This is a genomic window from Candidatus Hydrogenedentota bacterium (assembly GCA_016791475.1).
In the GTDB taxonomy this organism is placed as follows: domain Bacteria; phylum Hydrogenedentota; class Hydrogenedentia; order Hydrogenedentales; family JAEUWI01; genus JAEUWI01.
This window is the reverse complement of the sequence record JAEUWI010000041.1, coordinates 20080-37442: the sequence shown is the minus strand read 5'-3', so window position 1 is coordinate 37442 and position 17363 is coordinate 20080. Positions and strand designations below refer to the sequence as shown.

10 protein-coding genes are annotated in these 17363 nt (G+C 61.2%); 6 read left to right on the top strand and 4 right to left on the bottom strand.

Going from position 1 to position 17363, the window contains the following annotated elements:
- Nucleotides 1–85: 85 nt before the first annotated feature.
- Nucleotides 86–1075: a cobalamin-independent methionine synthase II family protein gene (locus JNK74_19715; GenBank protein ID MBL7648413.1), complete on the bottom strand. Its 990-nt coding sequence runs from the start codon at nt 1073–1075 to the stop codon at nt 86–88.
- Nucleotides 1076–1179: 104 nt separating this feature from the next.
- On the bottom strand, nt 1180–2655 hold the full coding sequence (locus JNK74_19710) for a hypothetical protein (protein ID MBL7648412.1): 1476 nt from the start codon (nt 2653–2655) through the stop codon (nt 1180–1182).
- 323 nt (nt 2656–2978) lie between these two features.
- Here JNK74_19710 and JNK74_19705 point away from each other — a divergent pair, with 323 nt between their 5' ends.
- The 6 genes from JNK74_19705 to JNK74_19680 all read left to right on the top strand — a co-directional run bounded on the left by JNK74_19705 (nt 2979) and on the right by JNK74_19680 (nt 15068).
- On the top strand, nt 2979–9434 hold the full coding sequence (locus tag JNK74_19705) for a hypothetical protein (GenBank protein MBL7648411.1): 6456 nt from the start codon (nt 2979–2981) through the stop codon (nt 9432–9434).
- A 340-nt stretch (nt 9435–9774) separates the two neighbouring features.
- Entirely contained in the window at nt 9775–10530 is a 756-nt protein-coding gene (locus JNK74_19700) for a TlyA family RNA methyltransferase (GenBank protein MBL7648410.1), read from the top strand.
- Nucleotides 10524–12188 (top strand): DNA repair protein RecN, encoded by a 1665-nt coding sequence (gene recN, locus JNK74_19695; GenBank protein ID MBL7648409.1) that lies wholly within the window; start codon nt 10524–10526, stop codon nt 12186–12188. Before JNK74_19700 ends, recN begins: the two co-directional genes overlap by 7 nt.
- A 16-nt stretch (nt 12189–12204) precedes the next feature.
- The gene (locus tag JNK74_19690) at nt 12205–12783 is read left to right on the top strand and encodes a hypothetical protein (protein MBL7648408.1); all 579 of its coding nucleotides are present in this window, start codon (nt 12205–12207) and stop codon (nt 12781–12783) included.
- On the top strand, nt 12780–14159 hold the full coding sequence (locus JNK74_19685; protein MBL7648407.1) for an MBL fold metallo-hydrolase: 1380 nt from the start codon (nt 12780–12782) through the stop codon (nt 14157–14159). Before JNK74_19690 ends, JNK74_19685 begins: the two co-directional genes overlap by 4 nt.
- Before the next feature lie 21 nt (nt 14160–14180).
- Nucleotides 14181–15068, top strand: coding sequence for a hypothetical protein (locus tag JNK74_19680; protein ID MBL7648406.1), 888 nt, complete (start codon nt 14181–14183; stop codon nt 15066–15068).
- Between the two features lie 209 nt (nt 15069–15277).
- On the opposite strand, the gene JNK74_19675 is transcribed toward JNK74_19680, so the two are convergent.
- Nucleotides 15278–16306, bottom strand: a complete 1029-nt coding sequence (locus JNK74_19675; protein ID MBL7648405.1) for a hypothetical protein — start codon at nt 16304–16306, stop codon at nt 15278–15280.
- Nucleotides 16307–16494: 188 nt separating this feature from the next.
- Entirely contained in the window at nt 16495–17241 is a 747-nt protein-coding gene (locus JNK74_19670) for a transglutaminase family protein (GenBank protein MBL7648404.1), read from the bottom strand.
- Nucleotides 17242–17363 lie beyond the last annotated feature (122 nt).

Genomic DNA, 17363 nt, shown 5'->3' with positions numbered 1-17363 from the left:
GCTTGCGGGGGGTTAGGGGGTAGACGAGCAAAGCTCAACTCGCCCTGCTGACCGCGCACGCCCGCGCTATTTCTGGCCGCAGTCCTCACCCTTGAAACAAATCGCGCCCCTTCACCAGCGCCCTCATCTTCGCATCGGCCACGGGGCGCGGCAGCATCCAGAAGCCGCAATCGGGGTGCACATAGTGAATTCGATCAACCCCCAGGACCTTTGCGGCGGCCTCGATGCGCGCGGCTACTTCGCTGGGCGTCTCCACTTCGTTGTCCTTGATGTCGATGACGCCAATGCCCATGCCCAAGCTGGGGCGCACATCGGCCAGGGCCTTCAGATCGTCCTCGGTACGGCGCGCCATCTCCAGGACCACGTGATCCGCCTCGAGGGCATTGAGCAATTCCACCAGCCGCTTGTAGGCGCCCTTTTGAATCGTCTGTCCGCCGTAGTTGCCGAAGCAGAGGTGGACCGCCTTCTCCCCCTTTACCCCTTCCAGTACACGATTGATACCCCGGGCGGCCATGAGGCCATCCTCCGCGTGCCCCGTAACGTTCGCCTCGTCCACCTGGATCACGTCGGCATCGATGGAGGCAACCTGATCACGGAGGATGTCCGCCAGGGCCATCATCAGCGCTTCCGTATCGCGGTAGTGCTGATCGACCAGCGTCTTCGCAAGCATGTACGGGCTGGTCACGGTGAACTTCTTCGGCTTCGTGGTGAGGCCTTTGAAAAGCGCGTAGTTGCCCGGCAAATCGAGCTGTCCCGCACCGAGCGCTCCCACGACCACGCCGGGAGGCGCGGATCGAAACTTCATCTGCTCGTTCGCACGCCAGGCTTGCAGTTCTGCAAAGCTCAGGTCACGCCGGAAGTTGTCCAGCGGACGCACGAAGAAATCGATCATGCCGTTGGTTTCGGCGTGGTTGATGTCCCAACGGTTGAGCTCGCCATCGGCCACCACGTCGATACCGGCCTGTTCCTGGGTCTGAAGCACGACAATGATGGCATCGCGCAGGGCCTCGCGCGTGCTGTGGACGCGCAACCATAGGGGCGTGGGGTAACTGCCGACGACGGTGGTCTTGATCATGGTGGGTTTCCTGTGTTGATGGACTTTGGGCAAAACTACGGATTACTTCGCCGAGCTAAGGACATAAAGGACCGAAAGGACTTCAGAGACAATCGATGCTGGTATCACTCTTCAATTCCCAACGATTCAAACTTCCAATCCTCAACTGGCGTCATGCTTTCGAAATCAACGTCACCTGCCAGGCCCAGTCCCGCCCCTTGGAGGCTGCTGACATCCACCGCGCCGTTTCGAATGCGCAGACGTCCGCTGTCACCGAAGGGCTCGTAAAGGGTGCTGTTGGCCGACAGCGCCAGGGCGCGTTCCGTCGGCGACAGATGATCCAGCAGTCCCGCATAGTGATGGCCGTTGCGCTCGGCATGGGTGACGCCCAGCGCGCTGGCCACGCACAGATCCTGCTGCAGCGGCACCACGGGCTGGTTGCACAGGTCCTCCGCCGACAGGAAAAAAGCGCCGGGCCGCCCCTGGCTGAGCCGCGCCGCCAGCGCGGCATTGAGAATCGACTTAAACACCCCCTTGCAGTTCTTCGCGCTCACGCCGCGATAGCCGCAGTCGACGGCCCGCTGAAAGGTGTCCACGGCATCGTCGGACTCGTCGATGAGTAAGGGCGGAAAGGCCGAACCCAGCTCGGCCACTTCTTCCCGGGTCACTTCCAGCGCGCGAGCCCGATCGACCGGCTGCTCGAAATACAGCACGCGGGGCCAGAAATTGGCGAGACCGGCATCCTGCGACAGCGTCTCCCACCACGATTTCAGCGCGGCGATGGAAGCAAACTGCTCGTTGCCATCAAGGGTCACCGCATAATCCGCCGGTGCGCACTCGCGCAAGAGGGCGTGAATCGCCGCCAGCCGCGGACCGTCGATGTCCACATTGCCGCTGGCCTTAATCTTGAAATAGTGCACGCCGCCTTCGCGGATCCACGACTCGACCGTGACCGGAAGGCCCTGCACGCGCCGCTCGGCCTCGGGTAGCTCGCTGTCCCGCAGGGCATCGCCCAGACCCACCGTGTGGCGGATGTGAACTGTCGAGGGCGACGCGGGGGCGATGAAGGTCCCGGGTTCAAACCCTTCCAGACCGAGGGCAATGGCATCCGGACGAATACCCAGAAGATTATTGCGCAGCATGGCGTGAAAGCTCGCCCTCGCGCCCTTGCCGAAGGCATCGATCACCGCGCGCTCGTAAAGCGACGAGCCAAACTGCGAGGTGAGTCCGTTGAGTCCGGCTTCGTGGCCCTGGCGCAACACCACCGGGTGCGCGCCGGCCCACACGTCAAAGGGAGAAGCGGCAGCAGACGCCGCATCGCGATAGACCTTGCCCGCGATCCGCACGGCGGCGATCAAGTCGTTGATGTTGTCTTCGAACTTCTTGGCCGGGTCCTTGTCGAACCACTTCGGCGGCAGCATGTCCGCCGCGACGCCGATAACGCTTTTCCCATCGGCCCCCTCCATGACCAGTCGCAAGTGCAGCAAGGGCGCCGCCACCAGCACCGCCTTGCCATAGCGAAAAGGAAGGCGCATGGTGATGTTGCGCAGAAACAACGCATCGTCCGCGATGCGCAGGCGGGGTAAATCCATATGTCCCATAGTCTCTCTCATTTCCAGCGTGAAAATCCAAGCAGAGCCGTTTCACGTGAAAAGGATTCTGCCCAACTGGCGCGTTGTTGTCAAACAGCGCCTGCGTCAACGAAACTCCAGAAGAGTGCGTTTCCTTCCTGGGACTGCATTTATCGCGGGCAGGGATTCAAATTTCCGTCGTTGAGAATTTCGCGAACTCGGGTTCCCGGATGGTGTCTAATGGATCGCTGATCGTGAACATCTTTCCCGGCGGGGCGTTACCTTGATGTGGAAACCCTTTGCCGTCGGTCGGGCATAGAATAGTCATTACCTCAATCACAGGGAGCGTTGCCATGAAACTGCGAATCGGGTGGGTCGTGCTGTTGGCATTGGGCGTGGCGGGTGTCGCGAAGGGGGCCGATCTTCAGTTCCTGGAGCGTTTTGCCCTTGCGAAGGACCGCGCGGAAGTGCTGAAAGAGCTCGTCCCCGGTACGGAGGACTACTACTACTTCAGTTGCCTCCACCTTCAGGAGACGGGCAAGCTGGAAGAGGTCCCGAAACTGCTGGAGGCCTGGGCCGCGCGCTATGGCGAGACGGAGCAGGTCCGAGAGATCCGAAATCGCCAGGCGCTGCTGCGCTATCCCGCCAAGCCCGAGGAGACGCTGGAGTACCTGAAATCCATCTTCGGCTTTTCTTTTGACCACCAGCGCCAGGTGCCCGGCGAGGCTCCCGGCCTGCCCACGGCCCTGGACCCCGCGCTCGTCAGCCGGGAGGGCTTCCTGGAGCGGACGCTGAACAACGCGAACTATCAGGAGACGGTGGAGGGATTTCGTGCCGGGGCCTATGACTGGCTCCTCGCCACGGACCTCTCCCCCGCGCGCCTCCGCAACCTCTTGGCCAAGCTCAGCCTGCCGGATTATCCACGCCTGCCCGAACTTATCGCTAAGGACCTCAATGCGCCGAATAGTGGTAATTTCGGCGAGCTCGGCATTCACAAGCTCCTGACCCGGGAGCAACTCGACGCCCTGGTCGCCCTCAAGCCAGAACTGCTGGACAATACCCAGTTCATCGAGGCCTACCTGCGCCGCCTGTCGCCCGGCAATGACGACGCCAACTGGCAGCGGGACCCAGCAGCCATGGAGGCCTACCTGGAGCGCCTGTGGGACTTCGTGCAACGTCTTGCGCCCGCCCACAACTCGCTGAAGGCCCATGTGCTCTATCACCGACTTGTTTTTGACATGAGTCAGGGCATTTACAACCGCGATCGATTTTTTCAGTACATTAAATTGCCCCGCCGGGCAGACTACACGAACCCCGAGTATCTTACACTGCCCGACAACGCCGTATACCGGGTCGATTTCTCGCTTAACTTTGACGGCGCCACGGGTCTACCTGCCGTGGAATCGGACGAGGACCTGATCGGCTTCTACCTGCGCGCCTTCTTTGAGACCGACACAGACTACGACACCTTCAAGCCGTACATACGTGAGGATTACCTGCGTCGTCACTTCGCCGCCGCGAAGCTCACCCAGGGCAAGGGCGATCTGGAGCGCTGGTACACATGGCTCAATCCCGCCGATGTGGACGAGTTGAAAAATCGCGTCGAGGTGGCCTTTGTGCCGGAAAATCGGGGGCGCTTCGGCATTGACGAGCCTGTCACCCTGGACCTATGGGTAAAGAACGTGGATCGTCTGCTGGTAAAGGTCTTTGAGATCGACACGCGAAATTACTACCAGCAATTCAAACAACCCATCAACACCGCCATCGACCTCGACGGGCTTGTGGCGAATGAAGAGCAGGTCTACACCTACACCGAGCCCCCCCTCACCCGCGTGCGGCGGGAATTCTCCTTTCCCGAGCTGACCGGACGAGGCGTCTGGGTGATCGAGTTCGTGGGCAACGGCACCAGCAGCCGCGCGGTGGTGGCGAAAGGCGACCTGCAATACCTCAGCCGCACCAGCAGCGGCGGACAAGTCTTTACAGTCTTCGACGAAACCGGAACGAAAGTGCCGGACGCGTCCATCTGGTTTTCCGAACGCATGTACACGGCAGACAAGGACGGCGAGCTCACTCTCCCTTTCTCCACGACACCCGGCGAGCAATCCTTACTGTTATGCGCGGGTGACTTCACGACCCTGGCGAATTTTCAGCATGCAGGCGAGAACTATAACCTCGCTGCGGGCTTCCACGTGGATCAGGAATCCCTGCGCGCAGGCACGTCGGCCAAAGTTGCAGTGCGCCCCCTCCTCTATCTCAACGGCACCCCCATACCCCTCTCGCGCTTGAAAAACCCCGTGCTCTCGATTCGCTCCCGCACCCACGACGGCATCGAGAGCAGCCAGCAGATCAGCGACTTTGCCCTGCAAAACAATGAGCTGTCCATCCACGAATTTCGCGTGCCGGAGAATCTGGCACAAGTGACCTTCGCCCTGAATGGCACCCTGGAGAAACTGACCGGCGGCGAGCCCCTGCCGCTGAGCGCGGAACAGGTCATTGCGGTGAACGGCATCCACGCCACACCGCAGACCGCCGCCCTCTTCCTCACGAAGTCGGACGGGGGCTACGGCCTGGAAATGCGCGACAAGAACGGAATGGCCATCGCCGATCGCCTGGTCAATTTTACCTTGAATCACCTCCACTTCACCGATCCCGTGACGGTGGATCTCCAGACCGATAGTGAAGGAAAAATTTCATTGGGGGACCTGAAAGACATCTATCAGGTCAGTGCTTCGTCTCCCGGCTTCATGCCTCAGGCGTGGAATCTGACAAAGCCGGGCGTCACTTATCCCCCCGTGCTCCAGGGCAGCACACGCGAGGTCCTGTATGTGCCCTTGTCGGGTGATGCGCCGGACAAGGCCACGGACGCTGGGTCTCTCCTCGAAATGCGCCAAGGTGTTTACACGGCGGATCGGAGTGACGCCCTCGCCCTGGAAGATGGCTACCTCACCCTGTCGGGCCTTTCGGCGGGCGACTACCTACTGCACATGAAGGCCTCCGGGAGGCGGATCACGGTGTGCGTTACCGATGGCGAGGCCACCGGTGGTTATGTGGCTTCGGCCCATCGCATTCTGGAGACGCCCGCACCTGCCGTGCTCCAGATTCAGCAAGTCAAGACCGATAGCGGCGGCCTGGAGGTGCTAGTGGGCGGGGCCAACGAATTCACGCGCGTCCACGTGGTCTCTACCCGCTTTCTACCGGACCGCTACGCCTATCAACAGTTTAACGTGACCAGACCGCCCTATGCCATGGCGTGGAACCTGAACCAGGGTTATGCGCTCTACACCTCGGGCCGTCAAATCGGCGATGAATTCCGCTATGTGCTGGAGCGCCGCTTCGCCGAGAAGTTTCCGGGAAACATGCTGGAGCGTCCGTCGCTGTTGCTGAATCCGTGGAGCTTCGAAGAAACGCAGGCGGCGCAGGACGCCGCGAGTTCCGGGGAAGCGCCCGTCGCGATTTCGCCCCCGAAGCCTTCCGAGCAGCCAAGCCCGGCGCGGACGGCGGAGATCGGTGAATCCATGCCTGTGATCCCTTTCTCCCCCAGTTTCGATTTCCTCGATGGCGAATCCTCGGCGATCTACAACCTTAAGCCCGACGCCAATGGCCTGGTGGCGGTCCCCGCCGAAGCACTCCAGGGCCGGGGCTTTGTCCAGATCGTCGCCACGGATCCCTTCGCCACGGTGTCATCGTACGCCACGCTGCCCGCGCAGGCCTGGACACCCCGCGATCAGCGCCTGGCGAAGGCCCTGGATCCCGCGAAGTCACTCGTGGAGCAGAAGCGCATTCAGGTGCTGGAGACGGGCACCGAATTGAAGGTGAGTCTCACCGGCGAGGCCAACGTGCAGGTCTACGATTCCGTCCCGTCGGTGATGGCTTTGTTCATGACGCTCAATGGAGACGCCAAACTGGCGGAGTTCAGCTTTCTGTCGCGCTGGCCTAGCCTGAGCGATGCGGAGAAGCGAACCAAGTTCTCCACCTACGAATCCCACGAGCTGAACCTGTTCCTCTACCACAAGGACCGGGCCTTCTTCGATGCGGTTGTTCGCCCTTATCTCGCGAACAAGTACCAGAAGACCTTTATCGATCAGTGGCTGCTGGAGGAAGACCTGAAGGGTTACCTGGAGCCTTGGAAACTCGGGCAGCTTAACCTCGTGGAGAAAATCCTGCTGGCCCGGCGATTCCCCGAGGCCCAGGCCGTGGTCTCGCCTTTCGTGCGCGATGCCCTGGACATGCGACCGCCTAACCCGGAGTATTTCAACACCCTCTTCATGACCGCGCTCTATGGCGGCGCGCTGGGATCCAGGGCAGGGTTCGCGGTGCATGACCTGGTCAGCACGTACAATACTTCGCACTTATATGCCGACGAAAGTATTACGGTCGGCAAGGAAGTGCCCTTCGTGGCCGGTGTTTCCCTTGGGGTCAGTGATGTCGGCGGCGATCCCCTCGGGCGTCCCGGCAATGGCGGCTTTGATCCCAGAGTCGGCATTGAAGCCAATGGGAACGGCACAGACTTTTTTAATGCGGGCGAAGCCAGACCCGAGAAGAAAATGGAAGAAAAAGCAAAACGGCGAGGAGTTGAATCGGATGCCGACGGAAACCGTTCGTCTGGAGTAGACAGGCCGCAAGCGTTACCGGAATTGGTCGATTCGAAAGGTAACCGACAATTCAACTTCGCAACTGGTGGGGCCGCCAATCTGGCCAAAGAGGAAATGCCTGTAGGAATTCTGTTCGATAACTACCGGGCCCTTTACCGCGCGCCCGAAAAAACCAAGGCCCTGCTCGAAAACGATTACTACAAGCTGCCCATCGGCCAGGCAACCTCTGGGCTGATTCCCGTGAATGCCTTCTGGCGCGATTATGCCGAGGCGGATCCGGCGAGGCCCTTCGTGTCCGGTAACCTCGCAGAAGCCGCTTCGAACTTCACCGAAGCCATGCTGGCTCTGGCGGTGCTCGATCTGCCTTTTGAATCGCCGAAGCACGAACAGAGCAGCACGGACGGTTTCTTCACCGTGAAAGCGGGCGGCGCGGCCATCGCCTTCTACAAAGATATTGACGCCGCGCCTTCCGTCGCGGATACGCCCGTACTGGTGAGTCAGAATTTCTTCCGCCAGGATGATCGCTTCCGCTTTGAGGGCAACCAGCAATTCGACAAGTTCGTGACCGGTGAATTCCTCACGGGTGTCGTTTACGGCTGTCAGGTCACGGCGACCAACCCGGCCTCCACGCCCCTCCAAATCGAAGTGCTCCACCAGATCCCCGCAGGCGCGTTGCCCGTGGGCAGCGGTCGCTATACGAAGAGCGAGCGTCTCGGCCTCGACGCCTACAGCACGGCGCGACTGGAGTATTTCTTTTACTTCCCGCAGGCCGGGACCTTCACCCACTTCCCCGTTCACGTAAGCCAGAACGGCCAGTTGCTCGCGCACGCGGAACCGGCTTCCATGGCGGTCGTGGAGGTGCCCACGACGACCGATACCACCTCGTGGGCCTACGTCTCCCAGCAGGGCACGGCGGACGAGGTCATCGCGTACCTGAAGCAGTCCAACCTCAACCGCCTCGATCTTGGGCTCGTGCTCTGGCGGATGAAGGATCAGGCCTTCTACCAGCAGGTGTTGACGCTGCTGAAGGGCCGGGCGATGTATCAGCCGGATTGCTGGGCCTATGCGGTCCACCACAACGACGCAGATGGACTAAAAACCTTCCTCCAGTACCGGGAAGACTTCATAGCCCAGACAGGCCCCAGCTTCGAGAGCGCCCTGCTGACCATCGTGCCCGTGGAGCGAAAGACCTACCAGCACATGGAATTCGTGCCGCTCATCAATCCCCGGGCCCACCACCTGGAGGGCAAGTGGATGATCACCAACGCCCAACTGGAGCAGCAGTACAACGCCCTGCTGAACGTGCTGGCTCATCGCACCGCGCCGCGTCAGGAGGATCTGCTCGCCCTGACCTATTACCTGCTCCTGCAGGATCGCGTCGGCGAGGCCATGGCCTACTTCGAGCAGGTGCAGCCGGAGGCGCTGCCCACGCGCATCCAGTATGACTACCTTCAGGCCTACCTCGCCTTCTACCGTGAAGATCCGTCGTCGGCGGCCACCATCGCCGCGCAGTACAAGGATTATCCCGTGGACGCCTGGCGCGAGCGCTTCGCCGCCATCGTGGCACAGGCCAGCGAAATCGTCGGGGCCAATACGCCCGCGACGGATAAGCAACCCGGACAGGACGCCCTCGCCGCGCAAGAGCCCCAGCTCGATCTGGAGGTGAAGGAGGACTCGCTCCTCATTCGCTACGGCAACCTGAAGTCATGTGTGCTCAGCTTCTACCCCATCGATCTGGAAATGCTCTTCACCCGGAGTCCCTTCGCCCTCGCCGACACCAACGTGGTCGCAGGTGTGAAACCCGTGGCGACGCTCACGGTCACCTTCGACACCGCCCAAAGCCAGACTGCAGTGTCCCTCCCCGCCGAGTTCGCCGCGCGCCATGTCATTGTGAAAGCGGAAGCGGGCGGCATCAACCGTTCCGGCATTCGCTACGCCAGCAGCCTGGTCGCTCAGTTGATCGAGCGCTACGGCCAGGTACAGGTCACCGGCAAAGCCGACGGCAAGCCCTTGCCGAAGGTATACGTCAAGGTATTCGCCCAGATGCAAAGCGGCGAGACCGTCTTCTACCGCGATGGCTACACCGACCTCCGGGGCCGCTTCGACTATGCCTCCTCCAGCACGCTGGACATTGCCCAGGTGAAGCAATTCGCGATCCTGGTCATCAGCGAGGAGGCGGGCGCCCGGGTGCTCACGGCGGCCCCGCCCGCGCGGTAGTAAAAAACTCAACCCGGGGTGCCACCCGCACGCGGGCCGCCTGAGGCGGTCGGTAGCTTGCGGGTGAGCTGACCCGATGCAATTGAGAGATCTTAATATGCTTACAACGACTGTGCGTTGAGGTCGCAGGAAATTCGCAAGGTATTTCGTCTCAGCGATACACCCGTAAACTTAGTCGCTGGGGCTCCTGCGTGTACGGGTGGCACCCAGTCTTGCTCTTTCATCGACTAAGACCTGCGGTCCCACGCTCAGGGTCCTCAAAAGTGTTTACTCCGCCGCCGGATCGCGTATAATCCCACTACAACCTATTGTGGTATCGACGGTCTACGTAAGCGGATATATGGTCAAAGAGCGACTCGACATTCTGGTGCAACAGCAGGCGGGGGTATCCCGCTCCAAGGCGCAGGGACTGATTCAGACCGGGCAGGTCTTCGACGCCTCCGGCAACAAGCTGGACAAGCCCGGTCTTCGGGTGGACAGCGAATTCGCCCTCGAAATTCGCGAACAGGCCCGATTCGTGAGCCGGGGCGGCGACAAGCTGGCCGCCGCCTTCGAAAACTTCCCCTTTGTCGTGGCGGGGCATGTCTGTATCGACGTGGGCGCGTCCACGGGCGGCTTCACCGATTGCTGCCTCCAGCAGGGCGCGACCAAGGTCTATGCGGTCGATGTGGGCTATGGCCAACTCGCCTGGGACCTCCGCCAAGATCCCCGCGTGGTGGTGATGGAGCGCTGCAACGTGCGCAATCTCACGCGGGACATGCTCGACGAGGCCCCCACCCGCTTTGTTGCGGATTGCTCCTTCATCTCGCTGAAGATCGTGCTGCCGCCCCTCATGCCGGTGCTGGGCGAAGCGCCCGAAGGCATCGTGCTGATCAAGCCCCAGTTTGAAGCGGGCAAGGGCCAGATCGGCAAGGGCGGCGTGGTGCGCGATGAGGATGTGCGCCAGCAGACTGTGGACGATGTATGCGCCGTGGCCCGGGGACTGGGCTTTCAATCCATCGACGTGATCCCCTCGCCCCTCACCGGGCCCGCGGGCAACAAAGAATTTCTGGCCTGGCTGCGCGATTTTGCACCGGCGGAGCCGATTCCATGCTAGCCACCCTGCGCATACAGAATTACGCCCTGATTGACACCGTCGAGATCGACTTTCAACGGGGCTTCAATGTCCTGACCGGCGAAACCGGCGCAGGCAAGTCGATTCTCATCGGTGCGCTCAATCTGGTGCTTGGCGCTCGGTCCACGGGCGATGTGCTCCGCGCCGGTTCGGAAAAAGCCCAGATCGACGCCATCTTTCTGCTGCGCACGCCGAAAAAGCGCCTTAAGGCCCTGCTCAAAGAGCACGAGATTGTGCTGGAAGGCGACGAACTCCACCTCTCCCGAACCATCTCCCGCGATGGACGGACCAAAGGCTATATCAACGGGGCCATGGTGCCCATTGCGGTATTGTCCGACATCGGGGATGAGCTGGTGGACGTTCACGGCCAGCACGATCACCAGTCCCTGCTCCGCGCGGATCGCCAACTGGACCTCCTCGACGCTTTCGGCGGTACCGAGGCGGCTGCGCAGGCCCTTCGCGGGCAAGTCGAGACCTACCGCGATATCGAGCGTCGCATCGAGGCGCTGGAGAGCGATGATCGGGACCGTACCCGCCAGATGGAGTTTCTCCGCTTTGAAGTGAACGAGATCGACGAGGCGGCCCTGGAGCCCGGGGAAGATGAAACCCTGAAGGCCCGGATTAACCTCATTACCAATTCAGAAACGATCTTCGAGACCGCCCAACGGGCCTACGCCCTGCTTTACGAAGAAGACGAGATTGCCGTGATCGACCGCCTCGCTTCCGTCGGGCGCGATCTGGATGAACTGGCGGCGATTGACGAGCGCTTTGCTCCCCTGGCCGGTCAATTGGCCGAGGTGCAGGCGGCGGTGGACAATATCGCGGCCGAATTGCGGGTTTACACGGCCGAAATGGAGTTCGACCCCCAGGAACTGAACGAGTTGAACCGGCGCAGCACCCTTATCGGAGCCCTGCGCCGGAAGTATGGCGCCACGATCGCCGATGTGCTCGCCTATCGCGAGAAAGCCTGGGCGGATTTAAGCGGTTATGAGAATCGCGACGAGCAACTGCTCAGCCTGAAGCGCGAATCGACCGCCCTGCTGGCAACCATCACCGAGGCGGGCGGAAAACTCAGCGCCGCGCGGCAGAAAGCCGGCAAAAAACTGGAGAAGGAAGTCACGGCTTCGGTGCAGGAACTGGGGATGAAGGGGGCCCGCTTCGAAGCGCGCATCGAGAGCGTCCCTCTCAGTCTCTCCGGTTTCGACCGCGCCACCTTCCAGTTGGCGGCCAACCAGGGCGAATCCATGAAGCCCCTGAAGCAGGTGGCCTCGGGCGGCGAAATGTCCCGCATCATGCTGGCCATCAAGACGGTCCTGGCGGGTGCGGACACAATCCCCACGCTCATCTTCGATGAAGTGGACGCGGGCGTCGGCGGCGACGTGGCCCGCAAAGTGGCCCAGAAGCTCCAGTCCATCGCCTCGTCCCATCAGGTGCTGTGCGTGACCCACCTGGCCCAGATCGCGGCCGTGGGCGATGTGCACTTCACGGTGGCCAAGGCGAGCGGAAACGGGCGCACGCGCACCGACGTGACCGCTATCGAAGCCGAGTCGCGGGAAAAAGAAATTGCACGCTTGCTGGACGGTTCCGTGTCCAGCGTGAGCCTGGAACATGCTCGGGCCCTGTTGTCGGGAAAGTGTTGATTCGAAAAGAGGCGCAATGGACGTTGCCCGGATAAAGATCGGGGTCATGGGTTCGGCCGGCGGTGAAATGGCCGACGAGCTTATCGCCAAGTGCGAGCGTATTGGACAGGCTATCGCGGAAGAAGGGTGCGCCATTCTCACCGGGGGCTGCCCCGGTCTTCCCCACCACGCCGTTATCGGCTGCAAGCGCGCGGGCGGCCTCACCATCGGCATCTCCCCCGCCATCAGCTTCGACGAGCACGTGGGGCGCTATGGCTCGCCGACCGATCACCTCGACGTGCTCATCTACACCGGCAGCGGTCTCATGGGGCGCGAAGTCACCGGCATCCGCAGTTGCGACATCGTGCTCATCGTGGGCGGGCGCTCGGGCACCCTCGGCGAATTCGCCATCGCCTACGACGAAGGTCGCCTCATCGGCGTGCTCACCGGCACCGGTGGCGTGGCGGATCACGTGGACGATTTTCTCCCGATTATCAAGAAAAAAACGGGGTCGCGAATACTCTTCGACGAAGACCCCGAGTCGTTGGTACGGCGGTGCGTGGCTTCCTATCGGGAGGACCGTCCCATTATCAGTCAGCGAGAGGCATCGATATGAGAATCACATCCTACGGCGGCGCGGAAGAGGTAACCGGAAGCAAGCACTATCTGGAGATCAACGGCGCCCGTATCCTCCTCGATTGCGGCATGTTCCAGGGGAAGCGCAAGGAGGCGGAAGAAAAAAACCGGAGGGTGAACTTCGACATGGACCGGCTGAACGCCGTCATCCTGAGTCACGCCCATATCGACCACAGCGGTCTCCTCCCCATGCTCGCCAAGTTCGGCTATCGCGGCGTGATCTACGCCACGCCCGCCACGCGCGACCTCTGCGCCGTGATGCTGCAGGACAGCGCCCGGATCCAGAAGCGGGACGCGGAATGGCTTTCGAAGAAGCACATGACTTTCATTCCGCCGCTCTATACCGAAGATGACGCCCGGGAAGTCATCAAGCGCTTCGTTTCCATACCCTATGAAGTTCGCTTCCCCGTCATGCCAAACGTGTTTCTGACCTACCACAATGCGGGCCACGTGCTCGGCTCGGCCATGGTGGAGCTGGACTATGAAGAGCAGGGAAAGCGGCGCAAGTTCATCTTCAGCGGCGATATCGGCCGGAAAAACATGGCGATTCTGGAAGATCCCTGGGTGCCGGGTCCTGCGGATGTGGTGATGATGGAAAGCACCTACGGCGATCGCGACCACGATTCCATGGAGCGCATGGAGGTAAAACTCGCCCAGTATATCAATGAGACCGTGGACCGGGGCGGCAAAGTCATCGTGCCGGCTTTTGCGCTGGAGCGCGCTCAGGAAATGGTCTACGCCCTGAAGCGTCTGGAGGCCGAGGGACTCATTCCCGAGATTCCGGTGATCGTGGACAGCCCGTTGACCGTGAACATCACGGAAGTTTTCCGCCTCCACACGGAGTCCTTTGATGAAGAATTCCGCCGCGCGATGAGCGAGAACGGCGATCCCTTCATGACGAAACGGATACGCTATATCCGGACCGTGGAGGAATCCATGGAGATTAACAAGCTCGAAGGGCCGGCCATCATCATCTCCGCCGCGGGCATGTGTGAGCACGGGCGCATTCTCCACCACCTCAAGAACCACTGCACGAATCCGAAGAACACCATCATGATCATTGGATTTCAGGCAAAGAATACCCTGGGCCGGCGGATCGTGGAGCGCTCGCGCCGGATCCGCATCTTTGGCATCGATTATGATCTCAACGCCCACGTGCGTATCATGAATGAGTTCAGCGCCCACGCCGGACGCCGGGAGTTGATCGAGTTTGGCTCGCGTTTCAGAGATTGCGCGGAGCAGGTGCTCCTGGTCCACGGCGAACCCGAGGGAATGAAATCCCTCCAGGGCGCGTTGCATGATGCGGGCGTCAAGAAAGTCGTGATTCCCCGTGAAGGCCAGACGCTGGAAGTCTGATAGTAACTGCGAGGTGAAGCCATGGAAAATGAAACTCTGAAAGCCGCCCGCCTGAGCGTCGAGATTGGCGACTTCGCGGGCGCACGGGAGCATCTGAAAACCCTGCTTGCCAAGGGCGAAGCCGCAAAAAATCCAGAGGCCCTGTACTTATTCGGCCGCACGTTCTTCGAGAAGGACAAGGCCACCGCACGCTATTTCTTCGAATCGGCCCTGGCGCTGAAACCGGATTATCAGGAGGCCGGACAATACGAGGCGCGCTGTGGCTCTTCACTGGAGGATCTGGAGAGTTTTGCGGACGAACGCCATCCCGCGTGTCCCACCTGCAAGTTGCATTACCGCGACCATGAACCCTATTGCCCCTACTGCGGCGCCTCCATGGAAGACATCCCCGGCAAGAACGACTCGCTGGAAGAGCAATTGAAGGAGGTCGGCAAGGACGTAATCGACGCCTTCATGGAGTTTTCCGAACGGGAAGACGTAAAGGCGGCCAAGGAGAAGATCACCGCGGCGGGCAAGCAGGCCTATGTGAAAGCCAAAGAGTTCAGCGAAAGCGAGCAGGCCCAGGAACTGAAAGCGACCGCCAAAGCCATTGGTATCGTGGCGGCGCGCAAGGCGAAGGCCATCGGCGCCCGCAAAGATGTCCAGGCGGTGAAAGAAAAGGCCACGACCATCGGGCAGGAGGCGGCGGAAAAGGCCAAGGCCTTCAGCGAACGCGAAGATGTGAAGGAGGTCGTGGAGAAGGCCGGCGAGACGTCAAAAAACATCCTGATGCGCACGGCGCGCTACGCGGGCGAAGAAGTGGCGCGCATCCGGGCGGCGGAGGGTGGCCTGCGCGCCTGGCTGATCGGCAAATGGCTGATGATTCTGCTGGTGGTGTTGCTGACGATCAATTGGATTTTTGGGGATTAAAGATAGACTACTTCAATTGTGAACATGTTGGTTCGTCACCAAGAATCACAATCGTGTCGGAGTCTTACCCCCCTCCCCCCCCCCGCAAGCGGGGGGATCAAGAGGTTTACTCCAACAGGTAGGGTTCCCCCCGCTTGCGGGGGCCAGGGGGGGCAGCACCTCGACTTGCGCAGGCCGAACGCTTGCCCAATGGATCGGCGCCCCTCGCCCTACCGCCCTTTCATCGCGTCAAACATGGCAATCGCCTGATTGACAAATCCCTGGACCTGACTTAACTGCGCCTCATCCAGTTCTTCGGCAAGACGTTCCAGACTCGCATTGAGCGCCCGCGCCTGGGCGCCATTGTGACTGTCCATGCTGTAGATCTCGTCGCTTTGGCCCAACGCGTCGAACTCCCGCACCAACTCCTCCGCCATCACCTGACTTGCCAGGACGCGGTTCTCATTCGTGAGCCCCGGCGCCAGCATGTTCATCTGTCCGTCCACCAACCGCTCGTAGAGCATCTGATCGGCCACCGGCTCATACTCATCCCACGCCGTCAGCTCCTCCGGACTGAGAAACTGGGCCAGCTCGTCGCGCATGGCGCCTTTCATCGCTTCGATTCGGGCGTAGAAGGCCTTCGCCGTCTCGTTCTTTGCGCCCATCGCGGCGCCCGTCTCGCGCTGCATGGCCAGCATGTGCGCGGCTATGGCGTCTTTCAAGGAGGCGCGCACTTCGGGCGTCAGTTGGAGTTCGTCAAAGAGCGACTGGTAGGTCATCTCCGCCATCATATTGAGTTGGGCCGTGGCGACGCGATCTTCCAGATCCACATTGGGGACGGCGTCAGGGGTCGGCGGGGCCGGGGGCGTGGACTCCGGTGCGGGTGGGTCAACTTCCACGGGTGGAGCAACCTGCGGCTCGGGAGACGCGAGCATCGGGGCGGGTGCGACCTCGTTCTTCTCGTGCGCCTGCCGTTGGGCCACCTCTTCCTCCAAATTGGAGAGTAGCGCCTGCACCTTCTCCAGCTCCTGCTCCGCGTGTTTCGCGCGCGACTTCTCCGCATTGATTCGTACATTGTATGCAAAGCCGCCAACGATCAGCACCAGAACAAGTGCTATCCATCCGGCGTATTTGATGAAATTGTTCATGGGGAGCCTGCCTTTCTCCACCGACACGCTGGCGGCGGTTTGTGGTACCGGAATAAAAGCATAGCACGTCAAGGCGAGCAGCGGAAGATTTTCGAACGGTATTGTGGGCATGGTCCACACCGGCAAAGCGCGCCCCACTCCTATTCTTTCTCTTGTTGCTCCTCACCCATCGGAGTTGGCCGCCAATATCGGCGACGTACACTGACCTGCGCAATAAGCCATATCGGACAGGACGGGGATGCTACCGGAACAGTCGCCACGCACGCTGGAAAGTTTTCTTCCGGAGGGCGACCGCCGTATTATTCCGCGATTCTGGCCACATCCACTTCCACGGCCAGGTGCTGGGTGCCGCCGCCGAGGATCACGCCGCGGACGGGACTGACTTCATCGTAGTTCCGGCCCCAGGCCACCGTGATGTGTTCGACGGACGGCAGGCAGTTGTTGGTGGGATCGAGATCGACCCAACCCGCGCCGGGGGTGTAGAGGGAAAGCCACGCGTGGGATGCCTGTGCGCCGACGTAGGCGTGGCCGGAGTCGGCATGCTTCGGGGCCACATAGCCGCTCACGTAGCGCGCGGGCAGGCCGAGCGCGCGGAGGCATCCGATCTGGAGGTGGGCGAAATCCTGGCAGACGCCGCGACGCTTTTCCAGAATCTCCTCCACGGGCGTGGTGACGGTGGTGGCGTTCGGGTCGTAGGCGAACTCTTTGAAGATCCGGGTCATGAGGTGGGCGGCCGCTTTCAGCAGGGGCGTACCGGGTGAGAAAGACTCGCGCGCGTAGTCCCGAAGCGCGGTTGATACCGCCACGGTCTCCGCGGGATAGGTGAATTGGAGCGCATCGTGGGTATCGGGGTCCCTGCTCTCGCGAACCAGGCGCAGGGCCTCCTCCCAGGGAGCTGTGGAGGCCGGGTCAACCGTAAGCACCGGGTTCAGGCGCACTTCACTGCGGGCTGTGATTTCGAGCACGTCGTGCTGTTCCTGCACTGTGAAGAATATGACTTCGTTGCCATAGAAATCCCGGCTCCGCTGGCCGAAAACGGCGGGCACCGGCTCGACTGCGAGTTGGGAACGAAGGCACTCCTGCCCGGCACAGGTACGGGGGGTCAGGTAGACGCGGTTGTAACCAATGGGCACTTTGCCTTCGTACTTGTATTTGGTGCTATGGGTGA

Excerpts from the sequence above, each read along its gene's own strand:
- JNK74_19715 (MBL7648413.1), bottom strand. The coding sequence starts at position 1,075 with ATGATCAAGACCACCGTCGTCGGCAGTTACCCCACGCCCCTATGGTTG.
- JNK74_19710 (MBL7648412.1), bottom strand. The coding sequence starts at position 2,655 with ATGGGACATATGGATTTACCCCGCCTGCGCATCGCGGACGATGCGTTG.
- JNK74_19705 (MBL7648411.1), top strand. The coding sequence starts at position 2,979 with ATGAAACTGCGAATCGGGTGGGTCGTGCTGTTGGCATTGGGCGTGGCG.
- JNK74_19700 (MBL7648410.1), top strand. The coding sequence starts at position 9,775 with ATGGTCAAAGAGCGACTCGACATTCTGGTGCAACAGCAGGCGGGGGTA.
- recN (MBL7648409.1), top strand. The coding sequence starts at position 10,524 with ATGCTAGCCACCCTGCGCATACAGAATTACGCCCTGATTGACACCGTC.
- JNK74_19690 (MBL7648408.1), top strand. The coding sequence starts at position 12,205 with ATGGACGTTGCCCGGATAAAGATCGGGGTCATGGGTTCGGCCGGCGGT.
- JNK74_19685 (MBL7648407.1), top strand. The coding sequence starts at position 12,780 with ATGAGAATCACATCCTACGGCGGCGCGGAAGAGGTAACCGGAAGCAAG.
- JNK74_19680 (MBL7648406.1), top strand. The coding sequence starts at position 14,181 with ATGGAAAATGAAACTCTGAAAGCCGCCCGCCTGAGCGTCGAGATTGGC.
- JNK74_19675 (MBL7648405.1), bottom strand. The coding sequence starts at position 16,306 with ATGCCCACAATACCGTTCGAAAATCTTCCGCTGCTCGCCTTGACGTGC.